At 70.7% G+C, this 13,106-nt stretch carries 12 protein-coding genes; 4 read left to right on the forward strand and 8 right to left on the reverse strand.

What is annotated here, in order from left to right:
• Positions 1–2: 2 nt before the first annotated feature.
• The gene (locus KM933_RS23015) at positions 3–1,274 is read right to left on the reverse strand and encodes an ATP-binding protein (protein WP_221355163.1); all 1,272 of its coding nucleotides are present in this window, start codon (positions 1,272–1,274) and stop codon (positions 3–5) included.
• A gap of 167 nt (positions 1,275–1,441) precedes the next feature.
• The gene (locus KM933_RS23020; protein WP_221355165.1) at positions 1,442–2,119 is read right to left on the reverse strand and encodes a response regulator transcription factor; all 678 of its coding nucleotides are present in this window, start codon (positions 2,117–2,119) and stop codon (positions 1,442–1,444) included.
• Positions 2,120–2,650: 531 nt separating this feature from the next.
• On the opposite strand from KM933_RS23020, the gene KM933_RS23025 reads away from it, so the two are divergent.
• The 3 genes from KM933_RS23025 to KM933_RS23035 all read left to right on the forward strand — a co-directional run bounded on the left by KM933_RS23025 (position 2,651) and on the right by KM933_RS23035 (position 5,911).
• Positions 2,651–4,147 (forward strand): oligopeptide:H+ symporter, encoded by a 1,497-nt coding sequence (locus KM933_RS23025; RefSeq protein WP_221355167.1) that lies wholly within the window; start codon positions 2,651–2,653, stop codon positions 4,145–4,147.
• 922 nt (positions 4,148–5,069) lie between these two features.
• Positions 5,070–5,405 (forward strand): MerR family transcriptional regulator, encoded by a 336-nt coding sequence (locus tag KM933_RS23030; protein WP_221355169.1) that lies wholly within the window; start codon positions 5,070–5,072, stop codon positions 5,403–5,405.
• Between the two features lie 299 nt (positions 5,406–5,704).
• Complete coding sequence (locus KM933_RS23035) at positions 5,705–5,911, forward strand: hypothetical protein (RefSeq protein WP_221355171.1); 207 nt, start codon at positions 5,705–5,707, stop codon at positions 5,909–5,911.
• 243 nt (positions 5,912–6,154) lie between these two features.
• Here KM933_RS23035 and KM933_RS23040 read toward each other — a convergent pair whose 3' ends face one another.
• The 5 genes from KM933_RS23040 to KM933_RS23060 form a co-directional block, all read right to left on the reverse strand.
• Positions 6,155–7,468, reverse strand: coding sequence for a hypothetical protein (locus KM933_RS23040; RefSeq protein ID WP_221355276.1), 1,314 nt, complete (start codon positions 7,466–7,468; stop codon positions 6,155–6,157).
• 62 nt (positions 7,469–7,530) lie between these two features.
• Positions 7,531–8,802 carry a hypothetical protein gene (locus KM933_RS23045; RefSeq protein ID WP_221355278.1) on the reverse strand — a complete coding sequence of 424 codons (1,272 nt, stop codon included), beginning with the start codon at positions 8,800–8,802 and terminating at the stop codon, positions 7,531–7,533.
• Positions 8,803–9,082: 280 nt separating this feature from the next.
• On the reverse strand, positions 9,083–9,799 hold the full coding sequence (locus tag KM933_RS23050; RefSeq protein ID WP_221355172.1) for an LPXTG cell wall anchor domain-containing protein: 717 nt from the start codon (positions 9,797–9,799) through the stop codon (positions 9,083–9,085).
• Positions 9,800–10,079: 280 nt separating this feature from the next.
• The gene (locus KM933_RS23055) at positions 10,080–10,583 is read right to left on the reverse strand and encodes an ATP-binding protein (protein WP_221355174.1); all 504 of its coding nucleotides are present in this window, start codon (positions 10,581–10,583) and stop codon (positions 10,080–10,082) included.
• 278 nt (positions 10,584–10,861) lie between these two features.
• A complete protein-coding gene (locus KM933_RS23060; protein WP_221355176.1) occupies positions 10,862–11,344 on the reverse strand; it encodes an STAS domain-containing protein in 483 nt (160 codons plus the stop codon).
• 237 nt (positions 11,345–11,581) lie between these two features.
• Here KM933_RS23060 and KM933_RS23065 point away from each other — a divergent pair, with 237 nt between their 5' ends.
• Complete coding sequence (locus KM933_RS23065) at positions 11,582–12,553, forward strand: RNA polymerase sigma factor SigF (RefSeq protein WP_221355279.1); 972 nt, start codon at positions 11,582–11,584, stop codon at positions 12,551–12,553.
• Between the two features lie 83 nt (positions 12,554–12,636).
• Here KM933_RS23065 and KM933_RS23070 read toward each other — a convergent pair whose 3' ends face one another.
• Positions 12,637–13,080, reverse strand: coding sequence for a DUF6069 family protein (locus KM933_RS23070; RefSeq protein ID WP_221355178.1), 444 nt, complete (start codon positions 13,078–13,080; stop codon positions 12,637–12,639).
• Between the last annotated feature and the right edge of the window lie 26 nt (positions 13,081–13,106).

Here is a 13,106-nt window from a genome sequence, read left to right on the forward strand (position 1 = left end):
CGCTACCGCACGGTCGGTTCGTCCCCCTCCGACGGCCGCCGCAGAGGCGTGCGCGACAGGAACAGCCCGAAGACCGGCGGATGCGCCTGGAGCATCTCCAGACGCCCTCCGTCCGCCTCGGCCAGGTCCCGCGCCACGGCCAGACCGATCCCCGTGGAGTTGCGCCCGCTGATGGCCCGCTCGAAGATCCGCGCGCCCAGGTCGGCCGGCACGCCCGGCCCTTCGTCCGTGACCTCGATGACGGCCTGATTTCCGGTGACACGTGTGCGCAGGGCGACCGTGCCGCCGCCGTGCATCAGCGAGTTCTCGATCAGCGCGGCGAGGACCTGGGCCACGGCCCCGGGCGTCCCGACGGCCTGGAGATGGTGCTTGCCCGAGCTGACGATGGCGCGCCCCGCGTTGCGGTAGGCCGGGCGCCACTCCGCGAGCTGCTGCTTGATGACCTCGTCCAGGTCGAAGGTGACGGCGGAGCCGGTACGGGGATCGCGGGAGTTCGTCAGCAGCCGTTCCACCACGTCGGTGAGGCGCTCGACCTGCCCGAGCGCGATGGCCGCCTCCTCCTTGACCGTGCTCGGGTCGTCGGTCAGCGTGATCTCCTCCAGCCGCATGGACAGCGCGGTCAGCGGTGTGCGCAGCTGGTGCGAGGCGTCGGCCGCCAGGCGCCGCTCGGCCGTCAGCATCCGGGCGATGCGCTCGGCCGAGCCGTCCAGCACGTCCGCGACCCGGTCCAGCTCCGGAACCCCGTACCGCTTGTGCCGCGGTCGCGGGTCCCCCGAGCCGAGCCGTTCGGCGGTCTCCGCGAGGTCGGTGAGCGGGGAGGTGAGCCGGTTGGCCTGGCGCACCGCGAGGAGCACGGCGGCGACCACGGCCAGCAGGGCCACCGCCGCGATGATCAGCAGTGTCCGGCCGACCTCGCGGGTGACGGCCGAGCTGGCCTCCTCCACCGTGACCGTCTCGCCCTCCTCGCCCTTGCGGCTGGCGGTGATGACGTCACCGGTGGGCTCGGTGCCGATGCGGATCGGGGCGCGGCCCGGGATCTCAATCCGTGCGAACCGGTCGCCCGTGACCTGGTTCTCCAGGACGCGGGCGTTGATCTGCTCGTCGCCGAGGATGCGGCTGTCGACGATGCTGATCAGCCGTACGACTTCGGAGTCGACCCGTTCCTGGGCGCTGTTGCTGATCGTGCGGGTCTCGACGATGACGAGCGAGACCCCGAACACGGCGATCACGACGAGCACGACGGCCAGCGTGGAATTGATGAGACGGCGACGCACTGGGCCCTCCGGGCGGCTGACTGTCCGGGCTGGAGCCGCGCCCCGTGAGGGGCGCGGGAACCGCGCGGCCGCCCCCCACACGGCCCGCGGCCGCGCACCACCGACGACCCTACGGCCCTGCGGTCCGAGGACACGACCGCGAGGACGTGGAACCCGATGGCAGGGAACTAGCTCTTCTCGAAGCGGAACCCGACCCCCCGCACCGTCGCGATGTACCGCGGATTCGCGGCGTCGTCGCCCAGTTTCTTCCGCAGCCAGGAGATGTGCATGTCGAGGGTCTTGGTGGACGACCACCACGTGGTGTCCCAGACCTCGCGCATCAGCTGGTCGCGCGTGACGACCCGGCCGGCGTCCCGGACCAGTACCCGGAGCAGGTCGAACTCCTTGGCGGTGAGCTGCAGCTCCTCGTCGCCCATCCACGCCCGGTGCGACTCCACGTCGATGCGCACCCCGTGCGTGGCGGGCGGCTGCTGGGGCTCGGCGGCGCCGCGCCGGAGCAGCGCCCGGACCCGGGCCAGCAGCTCGGCGAGGCGGAACGGCTTGGTGACGTAGTCGTCGGCGCCCGCGTCCAGGCCGACGACGGTGTCCACCTCGTCGGCGCGGGCGGTGAGGATGAGGATCGGCACGGTCTGCCCCTCGGCGCGCAGCCGCCGGGCCACCTCCAGACCGTCCATGCCGGGCAGTCCGAGATCGAGCACGACCAGGTCGATACCGCTCTGGGTGCCGGCGTCGAGCGCGGTGGGTCCGTCCTCGCGTACCTCGACCTCGTACCCCTCCCGGCGCAGGGCGCGGGCCAGGGGTTCCGAGATGGACGCGTCGTCCTCGGCGAGCAGTACTCGGGTCATGAACCGATGGTAGTCCGCTGCGGACCAGCGCAGTGAGAGTGATCGACATCTGTGGCGGTCCCGTACCGCACGGCCGGCACGACCCTCCGAGCCAAGGAGTGGAATGCGCAAACGACCTTTGATTCAACCGCACAAACACCCCTTCACCTGTGATTCATCTCTCAAGTCGTGGCATATGCGGCATTGACATGGAGTGTGGGCTTATGGTGACCACACGCCTGTGGCACCACACAGGGACCTTCGGCGCGCACTTCGCACTGAAGGTCCCTTCCGTGTGCGGGCTGGTACCCACCAGCCTCGAAAGGCATGACCTGTGGCCGGGCCCCGAGCGCGAGGACGCGCGACGGGCGTGGATCCCGGTGGTCGTCGTCCACCGGTCCGGGGCCGGATCCGAGATCGGATCCGGACCGGGGCGGACTCCCCGTGGGCGTGGGGCGGGACGGTCGTCCCGCCGGTGCCGGCCGCCTCCCCCACCGGGCGCGCAACCCCCTCCGCTCCAGCGGCGCGCGTCCCGACCAGCAAGGAACGACCATGGCGTCCAGCCTGACGAAGGACTCGGTCCCACCGGGCACCCCCGGTTCCGGGAAGACCTTCTTCGGCCACCCCCGCGGACTGGCCACACTCTTCATGACCGAGATGTGGGAGCGGTTCTCCTACTACGGCATGAGGGCACTGCTCCCGCTCTACCTGGTCGCACCCGGCGGCCTGAACCTGAGCGCCACCACCGCGACCGCGATCTACTCGGTGTACCTGTCGCTCGTGTACCTGCTGACCCTGCCCGGCGGCTGGTTCGCGGACCGTGTGCTCGGCCCCCGCAGGACCGTCGCCGTCGCGGGACTGGTCATCATGCTCGGCCACCTGACGCTGGCCCTGCCCTCGTCCGGCACCTTCTACGCGGGCCTCGGCCTCGTGGCGATCGGCTCGGGCCTGCTGAAGGCCAACATCTCGACGATGGTCGGCCACCTGTACCAGGGTCCGGACGACCCGCGCCGCGACGGCGGTTTCACCGTCTTCTACATCGGCATCAACCTGGGCGCGTTCGCCGCCCCGCTGGTGATCGGCACCATCGGCGAGAACGTGAACTGGCACCTGGGCTTCGCGCTCGCCGCGCTCGGCATGGCGCTGGGCCTGATCCAGTTCCTGCTGGGCCGCCGCCACCTCGACGCGCGCTCCGAGGTCGTCCCGACGCCGCTGTCCGCCGGGGAGAGGGCCTCGACCCTGCGCAAGGGCCTGCTGTGGCTGGCCGTCGCCGCGGTCTTCTACGGCGTCGTCGGCCTCTCCGGCCACTACACGCTGAACTGGATCCTGGTCCCGCTCACGCTCATCGGCCTGATCGTCCCGATCTGGGTCATCGCCCGGATCAAGCGCGACAAGTCCCTCGACCGCGTCGAGCAGTCGAGGATGTCCGCGTACATCTGGTTCTTCGTGGCCGCGGCCGTCTTCTGGATGATCTACGACCAGGGCGGCTCCACGCTGTCGATCTTCGCCGGGTCGTCGGCCGAGAACAGCGTCTTCGGCTGGGAGTTCCCGGTCTCCTGGTACCAGTCGGTCAACCCGGTCATGATCATGGCGCTCGCCCCGGTCTTCGCCTGGGCGTGGCTGGCGCTGAACCGGGCCGGCCGGGAGCCGAGCACGATCGTGAAGTTCGCGTCGGGCCTGGTCCTGGTCGGCGCCTCGTTCTTCCTCTTCCTGGCTCCGCTGTCGATCGCCGACGGCGGTCACAAGGCCGCCGCGATGTGGCTGGTCGCCATCTACTTCGTCCAGACCGTCGGCGAGCTGACCATCTCACCGGTCGGCCTCTCCGTCACGACGAAGATGGCTCCCGCGAAGTACGCCTCCCAGATGATGGGCGTCTGGTTCCTCGCCGTGACCGCGGGCGACGCCACGACCGGCCTGCTCTCCATCGCGGGCGTCGACCTGAACGGCAGGGGCGTCGTGGCCCTGGAGGCCACCCTCGCGGTGGTCGCCGGCATCGCGGTCCACATGTACCGGAACAAGGTCAAGTCCCTGATGGGCGACGTCAACTAGAGCCCGTTGCGACCGTGCCGGCCACAGCCACTCGTTGGTGGCTGCGACCAGCCGGAACCGTGATCCCTCCGTGCCCCCTCCCCGGGGAGCACCGACCTGCGGCCCATCGGTCCGGCGGCGGAGCGCAGCCGCCCGTGTCTGCTCGAAGGGGATTACCCCATCGCCGGCCACACGAAAATCTATGCTCGCCAGAGTAGACATTGGGGCGCGAAGTGTTTATGGTTTCTCTTGTAGCCGAGATCGACCAGGCCCGGCAGAGATGAACTGCCGGGAAGCAGTACGCAGGACGCAGGACGATGCGGTGGTGGAGTTTCGAAGCCAGAGCGGTTGCAGGACGGTGACGGGACTGACGACCGCATCGGGTGGCCCGCAGTGATCAGGGGCCGCCACGAGCGGGACCGCACTTGATGCGGTGGCATTCCCGCAAGTGCAGTTCGCAGGATCCAGCAGCGCGGCAAGAGAGCGGTACCTCGGTAAAGGCGTCGGCTGCGGGCGCGCGTGCCGGGAGGTTCGGCAGTGGGGTTCCAAGCCAGAGCAGGTGCAGGACGGGCGACGGGGCTGGCTGCCGAAAGGGCGGTGCTCGTACAGGCCGCCGAGCAGTACGCACCACCAGCAGGACGCGGTGTCGCGTTCGGCAAGCAGTTGATCATCGAGGGAAGAACGGAGGAGTTGAGGCGCCATCAGGATCGCCCGGACGGAACTTTTGAGTCCGGGTACCGCAGGACATCGATAGTGAGGTGGTCTCCGGTCAAGCAACCGCGATCCCCGCATCCCCGACAGCGACTGGGTCGGACGGGCGGAAACAGAAGGCCGGCGCATTACCAGGGCCGGCAGATGGTGTAGCAGTTCCTTCGGGGCCCTGGTGCCATGAGCACCAGGGCCCCTCCATGCGTGCCCGCACACGCTCCACGGAGAGGTGCAAGTGACAGCAGACGACGCATACGGCCGTCTCGACGACGACGATTACCCCGCCTACACGATGGGCCGGGCCGCAGACATGCTCGGCACCACCCCCGGCTTCCTGCGCGCCATCGGAGAAGCCCGCCTCATCACCCCGCTGCGCTCCCCGGGCGGCCACCGCCGCTACTCCCGCTACCAGCTGCGCATCGCCGCCCGCGCCCGTGAACTCGTCGACCAGGGCATCCCCGTCGAGGCGGCCTGCCGCATCGTCATCCTTGAGGACCAGCTCGAAGAAGCCCAGCGCATCAACGCCGAACACCGTCGCACGGCACGGGAACCGCGTCCGACGGCGGCCTGAGGCGTGATGGTGGAACCGTCCGCCCTGCACTCGGCCTTCCTCCCCGTCTCCTCCGGCTCCCTCCGCCCCGCAGGAACTCGTGGTCCATGAGGAGGACGGCGCCGCCTTCGTCGTCAGTGGCCTGGCGGTGGGTGTGCAGGACCTGCGGGCTCGCGACCTGGTGCCCGCCGGGCCGGGGGCGTCCGCCCTGGCGCGGATCCCCCGGCCTGCCAACTCCTTCCATTCGCGGGAGAGTTGTCAGCATGATTGTTTTCTCCGGGGGCAGCGGGGGACCACAGCCCCCGGACAAGGAGACCGTCATGACCGGCCAGACCCACTCGAAGCTGATCCCGGCCACCCGCGTGCAGGCCGTGCTCGTCCTGTGCCTCGGAGTCATCGGCCTGACCGGCTCGGCGACATCGCTGCGCGACGGCACGGCCATCCTTCCCGTCCTGGCGCTGGTGCTGTCCGTCTTCGTGATCGCCCTGGGCCTGTGGGGCCTGACGTCGGCACGGCGCACCCGGTGAGTGCGGGCAGGCACGACCCGTAGCGGGGAACGGGCGACCGCGCGGGCCCGTACGGCCCTGACCGCTCGCGGGACCGGGTCCTGCGGCGCGGGGCCGAGGAGCTGGACGGACACGTCGACCACCGAGTACTCGCCCAGGTCGATCGTGTCCGGCACGGGCAGGTCGGCATGGCCGTCGGCCCGAGGACCCCGGTTCCCCACAGCACTCAGCCCCTACAGCACTCAGCCCTTACAGCGCCCGGTCCTACGAGATCCGCCGTGCGGCCCGCCGCGAGGCCCCCGGCATGAACGTGAACACGGCCCCGCCCAGCAGGACCGCGGTCCCGGCGACGAACCCGAGCGCCCTCAGCACACCGTCGTCACCGGCTCCGGTGTCCGCCAGCTCTCCCCCGGAGCCACTGGATCCGCCAGTACCACCGGCGCCACCGGAGCCGCTGGAGCCGGTGGAGCCACCTGAACCGGTCCCACCCGCGGCGCCTCCCGGCTGCGCCGACGTGTCCAGCGTCAACGAGACCGATGACTTCGTGGGCGTACACGTGGTCGTCGTCCCGAGCGCCTCGACCGTCAGCACGCCCGGCGACAGCGTCGACCTCCCGTCCGCCCCCGGCTTGTACGTACCGGTCAGGTCGGGGATCACCATCGGGTCCCCCGCCTTGATCGGCTCGGCGTTGGTAGGCCCCTCCACGGCGACCGAGCCCTCGTCGGCCCCGCCCAGCACGACCTCCATGGACGGCTTGACCGAGTCGGCGGGGATGTCGGCGGGACTGTCCATCACGGACCCCCCGAACCGGACGGTGAGGTCGTAGTTCCCACCGCTCTTCCTGGCGTCGATCCGCACAGGAGAGGTCGCGTTCTTGTCCCCGATCGGCGTCTTGCACGCGTAGGGGACCTCCACCTCCTTGCCGGTGAAGTCGGTCCGCCCGTCACCACCGGTGGGTGGGGGGCTCGGGGGTGGCGGGCTCGTGGACGGCGGTCCGGTGGGATCCGGCGGACCAGTGGGATCCGGCGGATCGGTGGGATCGGTGGGATCGGGCGATCCGGGCGGCGGATCCCCCTCCCCCGCCGCGACCTCGATGGTCGCCGCGGGCATCACCGTCTCCGTGGGCGCGCACTTCGTGTCGGTCGACATGACGTTGACGGCGTACGCGTCCGGCGTCAGCGTCACCCTGCCCGCCGCCGTCAGTCTCAGCGTGCCCTTCATGTCGGACAGGACCATCGCCCCGCCCTTGGGAATGGGCGGGTTCTCGCGCGGCCCCAGCATCGCCACGGACGCGGTCTGCGCACCGGCGGCCCTGAGCGTGCCGGAGGGCTGGACGGAGTTCGCGGGCAGGTCGACGAGGTCGGGATTCCGCGACGCGGCCTGCGTGAAGTTCCAGACGACCTCGACCTCGTCACCGACCTTCGCCGTGGCCGGCGCGGTGATCTCCGCCTTCGTCGTCCCCTTGACCGTCGGCAGCCCGGAGACCGGAGGCGGTGCGCAGTCGGTCGCGTAGGACACCTCGGCGGCCTGCGCGGGCGTGGCCGCCGCACCCAGCAGGATCCCCGCACCGCCGAGCATCATCGCGACTCCGGCCGCCCTCGCTCTCCGGCCGCCTCTCGGCCGGGCTCTCCGTTGCGTGCTCACGTGTTTCTCTTTCCTGTGGGGGTCGTCGAGGTGTTCTCGTGCGGCGCGGAGAGCCGTCGGGCCCCGGTGGCGCCCGGATCGGTGTCGGGGGTGAACCAGGGCAGCGCCGAATCCGTACGGGCCGGTGCACGCGTACCGGGATCGGCGCCGACGCCGGCGCCGGAGTGGGCGCCGGTGTCGGAGTGGGCGCCGGTGTCGGCGCCGGTGTCGGCGGATCCTGTGGAGTCCGGCGGCAGGGTCGGGCGCGACTCCCGATTCGGCGCCTTCTTCGGCGCCTGCTTCGACACCCGCAAGGTGCCTTCGGGCAGCCGCAGCCCTCCGCGCCGGACGCCGTGTGCGCCGCGCCCCGGCCGCCCCGGCCGTTCGGCCCGTTCCGCAAGGCGCCCGGCACGGGTGGCGGGCGCGCGTGGCCTCAACCGGTCCACCACGGCCATCCCGATCCGGAACAGCGCGGCCGGTACGACGACGCAGACCAGGATCCAGAAGAGGGTCACCCCCCAGGGCCGGCCCACGTCCCACGGCTGCTCGGCGAGCACCTTGCCGCCGTACTTCAGGGAGACCGTGTAGTCGCCGTGCGCACCGCCCGTCAGCTCCACCGGCAGGGTGATCCGTTCCTTCTCGCCGGGGGCGATGGTGCCGCGCCACCGCCGTTCCTCCCACTGCGGGGCGAACACGCCGTGCGAGGTGCCGACCTGGAAGACCGGGTCCTTCACGGCCTTGGTGCCGACGTTGCCGACGGTGAGGACCAGCTTCCGGGAGGGCGGGGCGCCGAATCGGGTGAGCAGTCCGCTCGACCCGTCGAGCCGGGTGCCGGAGAGCGCCGAGAGCCGTTCGCCGCTGTCCTCCTTCGGCAGGGGTTCGACGTCGTGGCCCGCGACCAGGAAGGGGGCGTCCGCCGCCGCTTTCGCCCCGGTGACCGTCGCGACGTGCACCACGCACGGGCACGGCTGGGGCGGTTCGGCGACCGGCAGTTCCCTCCTGAACCGGCCCTTCGCGTCGGTGGTGACGGCCCGTCCGTCCGCGTTGGCGCAGGAGCCGGTGCCACCGATCACCCCGCGGTCGGTCGAGGACCGGCCGCAGATGAGCATCATCAGCAGCGCGTCCGCCCGCCATCCGGTACCGCGCACCGTGATCGAGCCGCCCGTGCCCGCCTGGGACCTGGACAGCTCCACCGTCGGTTTCCCCGCCGCGGAAGCAGCCGTACCGGCCGCCCCCGCAAGGGGGAACAGGACGAGCGCGAGCAGCGCCGCCACCGCGGGAATCCGCACTCCCGCGCCCGCCCGCCCCCGGCACGCCCCCGCGGGTGTGCCGTCCACGGCACCGCTTCCGTCACCGTTCACATCGCCGTTCACGTCCCCGCTCCCGTCGACTCGACTTCCGTACGCGGCAGCCCGGCAGCCCGGCGACCGCGAGGGCCGCGAGGGCCGCGAGGGCCGCGCCAAGGGCACGGACGACGACGAACGGCATCGACGACTCCGGGCGGCATCGGCAGCTCCGGGCGGCATCAGCGACCCCGGGCGGTAGGGGCGGCCCCGGGCGACAGGGCGGTCAGCCGCGAGCCCGGTTCCTCCGGGTCAGCCACAGCACGCCCACCGCGCCCGCCAGCAGCACGCTGCCACCGAGCGTGCCCAGCGCGATCGCCGAGTCCTCGGGACCGGTCCGCGGCAGTTCCTCTCCGCCCGCCGAAGTGTCCTGCGAGGAACCGGTGGTGCTGCCGGTGGTGCCGCCGCCGGTGGTGCCGCCGCCGGCTGCCGTGACGTCCAGCTCCAGCGAGGGCTTCGGGTTGTTGGAGGGCGTGCACGTGGTCGTCGTACCGAGGGCCTCGATGGTCAGCACACCCGCGGTGAAGGTGACCCTGCCGGTCTTCTCCGGGGTGTACGTCCCGCTCAGATCGGTGATCTTGATGGGGGTGTTGGCGGGGACGGCCTCCGGGTTGGCGGGGCCCTCGACCGCCACGGTGCCGCTGTCGGCGCCGCCGAGCCGGATGACCGCGCTCGGGTTCATCGCGCCCTTGCCCAGTTCGACGGGGCTGGACGAGACGCCCTTCTCGAAGGTCATCGTGAGCCGGTAGCCGCTGCCGCTCCGCACGCTCTTGATGTCGATGGGCGAGACGGCGGCCTTGTCCCCGATCGGGGTCTTGCACTGGTAGTTGACGTCCACCACGTCGGCCAGGGCGGCGGGGGCGGCCATCAGCACCGCGGAGCCGGCCAGGGCCGCGGTGGACGCCAGCGCGGCGGTTCGTTTCCGGTACGTCCGGTATGACACGGTCCCCTCATTCCCGAAGGCGTTCCTGACGGCACATCAGATCGGCCGTCAAGGTACGCCCGGGGCCTTACCGAGGGAAGACAAAATGCGCGCCGGATCCACAGGATCCGACGCGCAGAGAGCGAGCGGCAACCGCTCCGAAGGGACGAGGAGCACCCTGAAGGACCACGGAGCGTCCTGAAGGGGCGCGGGGAACCGCACGACCTGCCCCCACCGGCCCCGCGGCCGGAATCCCGGCGGACGACACACCGGGCGGGGCGACGCCGAATCCGGCGGAGCGCTACGCGGGCGCTCCGAGCTCCGCCCAGACCGTCTTCCCGGCGACCCCCGCCGTACGGATCACACCCCAGTCCAGGCACAGCCGCTGCACGATGAACATGCCGTGGCCGCCGGGGCGCCCGGCTCTGTGCGGGGTCCGCGGAGCCGGCTGGCCCGCGCCCCGGTCGGAGACCTCCACCCGGAACACCTTCTTGTCGCAGGAGATCCAGAGCTCGTCGGGTCCCTCGGCGTGCAGGCAGGCGTTGGTGACGAGTTCGGAGACGACCAGCAGGACGTCCTCCGCCGCGGCTCTCTGGTCGGCGGTGTCGGCGGGCAGCCAGCCCCACTCGTACAGCGCCTGCCGGGCGAAGTCGCGAGCGAGGGGCACGACTCCGCTCTCCCCGTCGAAGTTCAGCCGGCGGGCCCGCCGCCCGGCGGGTGTACCGCCCGGAGAGGCCCCGGAAGCGCCGCCGTCACCCGGTTCCGGGCCGCGGTCGCCCGGCGAGTAAGGCCGGGTGGTGCTCATCAGCGCTTCACCTCACCGATTCACCAGTTCACGATTCAAGACACAGTTCCCAGCACACTCAGCACGCCGGGAAAGCTCAGGAGACTCGGGGTCAGGGAGTCGTCCGGGACTGCCGCGCGCTTGCCGTTCGGTCTGTTGACATATTCAGGATGACTCCTGCCCGACCGAACCGTCAGAACACCCACTTATTCGGTACGGATGATGTGACTCTGATAACGCGTTGATCACATAGAGGCAACCTGAGCATAACTCTGCCGCACAACGGCACCCCGGGGCGGCTATTCACCCCGACCGGCCGCGGGCCGGTCGGCACCGGATGCACTGCCCCCGGCCTCCGCGGTACCGGCTCCCGCACCGGCCGCGCCGGAACCGCCCGTCCCGCCGCCTTCCGCCAGCGCGGCCAATGCCGCTTCGAGCGTGTCGTGCACGGTGAAGACGGCCTCCGCCCCGGTGATCTCGAAGACCCTGGCCACCACCGGCAGCATGCCCGCCAGATGGACCCCGCCGCCCGCCTCCTCGGCCCGCAGACGGGCACCGAGCAGCACATTCAGCCCCGTGGAGTCACAGAACTCCAGCCGTGAGCAGTCCACGACCAGAAGCGCGAACCCGCGGTCGAGGCAGCCCTCGACCGGCTCACGCAGAAGATCCGCCGTGTGGTGATCCAGCTCACCCGCCGGGGTGACGACGGCACTAGTGCCCTCTTCTCGCACCTCGACCAGAAGCCGGCCCGACTGTGTGTTGCCGACCGTCCCGCGGTCCATGCCGTCTCTCTTCCGACCAATGTGATTACTGATTGACGCCCTCGAACCCTACGCCCTCCCCGCACACTCTGACACCCGAACAACCGCCAAGAATCGGACATTTGCCCGTAAAACACACTTGCGAGTCGGTCACGAAAGCAGGTAGGGCTAGTAGGGACAGTTTTCGACATGGCCGGCTTTGGAGGCGCCGCACACCGCAGTGCACGTATCGGCATCGGCAGCCATATGCCGAGAACGATGGAGGACATCATGTCACCCCGGCTCGACGAATCGCATACCCAGAGGGCGACGTCGACACTCCCCCTGGAACAACCGGAGGACGAGACCGCCGCCGAGACCGCCGCCGAGATCGCCGACGCGTCCGGCGACACATCCGGCGACGAGGGCGTCCACGAGAACGCCGGCCTCGCGGGGCTTCCGGAGATCCCTCCCTTCGCCGAGGTGGGGCCGGTGGACGCGCGGGCCCTGTCCAAGACTCTCTTCGAGCGGCTGGAGTCGCTGGAGGAAGGCACCACCGAGTACTCGTACGTCCGCAACACGCTCGTCGAACTCAATCTCGCCCTGGTGAAGTTCGCCGCCTCCCGGTTCCGCTCCCGCAGCGAACCGATGGAGGACATCATCCAGGTCGGCACCATCGGCCTGATCAAGGCCATCGACCGCTTCGAGCTCAGCCGTGGCGTCGAGTTCCCGACTTTCGCGATGCCGACCATCGTCGGCGAGGTCAAGCGCTTCTTCCGTGACACGTCGTGGTCCGTGCGCGTGCCGCGCAGGCTTCAGGAACTCCGCCTCGACCTGGCCAAGGCGGGCGACGAACTCGCACAGCAGCTGGACCGCGCCCCGACGGTGGGAGAGTTGGCGGAGCGCCTCGGGCTGTCGAACGACGAGGTCGTCGAGGGCATGGCGGCGTCGAACGCCTACACGGCCAGCTCGCTGGACGCCCAGCCCGAGGAGGACGACTCCGAGGGCGCGCTGGCGGACCGCATCGGCTACGAGGACCACGGGATCGAGGGCATCGAGTACGTCGAGTCCCTGAAGCCGCTGATCGCCGAACTCCCCCAGCGCGACCGGCAGATCCTGTCCCTGCGCTTCGTCGCCAACATGACCCAGTCGGAGATCGGCGAGGAGCTGGGCATCTCGCAGATGCACGTGTCACGCCTGCTGTCGCGGACGCTGGTGCGGCTGCGCAGGGGACTGACCGTCGAGGAGTGACACCTTCGTCGCATGTGATGCGCGGGTGAATGCGCGCGGGGCCGAACCGGACAGTCCGGTTCGGCCCCGCGCGCATTCACCGTTCACCGTTCACCGTTCACCGTTCGCCGCACCGAGCCCAGCGGCATGACCCTGCGGTACACCTCCACCGCGATCACCGCGACCGCGAGGTGCATCACCAGCAGCGCCACCACACCGGTCACTTCCCCCTCGTCGAACAGGAAGAAGTCCGGGACGAGGGAGATGACGACGACCGACGGGACGAGTCGGCGGAGCAGGCGTCCGGGGTCCTGGGAAAACCTGCGGACGACGCCCCATCCGACGGCTCCCGCCAGTACACCCAAGGCGGTCGCGAAGACATACGACGCGGGCTCCAGCGCGTCGAAGTCGTCCGGCGCGCCCATCGTGTGCGCCAGCACGGCGACCAGCGCGTTCACCGAGGAGGCGAGCAGGAAGGCGACGAGAACGCCTCCCGCCACCACCAGCGGGCTCCGCCGGGAGGGCAGTGTCTCGGAGACAGCGGACATGGCAACTCCAGTTCGTGAAATTTGTG

It is taken from the genome of Streptomyces beigongshangae (assembly GCF_019710745.1).
Taxonomy (GTDB): Bacteria; Actinomycetota; Actinomycetes; order Streptomycetales; family Streptomycetaceae; genus Streptomyces; species Streptomyces beigongshangae.

Coding starts and splice junctions, on each gene's coding strand:
- KM933_RS23055 (WP_221355174.1), bottom strand. CDS start 10,583: ATGAGCACCACCCGGCCTTACTCGCCGGGCGACCGCGGCCCGGAACCG.
- KM933_RS23020 (WP_221355165.1), bottom strand. CDS start 2,119: ATGACCCGAGTACTGCTCGCCGAGGACGACGCGTCCATCTCGGAACCC.
- KM933_RS23060 (WP_221355176.1), bottom strand. CDS start 11,344: ATGGACCGCGGGACGGTCGGCAACACACAGTCGGGCCGGCTTCTGGTC.
- KM933_RS23040 (WP_221355276.1), bottom strand. CDS start 7,468: ATGCTCGGCGGTGCGGGGATCCTGCTGGGTGCGGCGGCCACGCCCGCG.
- KM933_RS23070 (WP_221355178.1), bottom strand. CDS start 13,080: ATGTCCGCTGTCTCCGAGACACTGCCCTCCCGGCGGAGCCCGCTGGTG.
- KM933_RS23065 (WP_221355279.1), top strand. CDS start 11,582: ATGGAGGACATCATGTCACCCCGGCTCGACGAATCGCATACCCAGAGG.
- KM933_RS23025 (WP_221355167.1), top strand. CDS start 2,651: ATGGCGTCCAGCCTGACGAAGGACTCGGTCCCACCGGGCACCCCCGGT.
- KM933_RS23035 (WP_221355171.1), top strand. CDS start 5,705: ATGACCGGCCAGACCCACTCGAAGCTGATCCCGGCCACCCGCGTGCAG.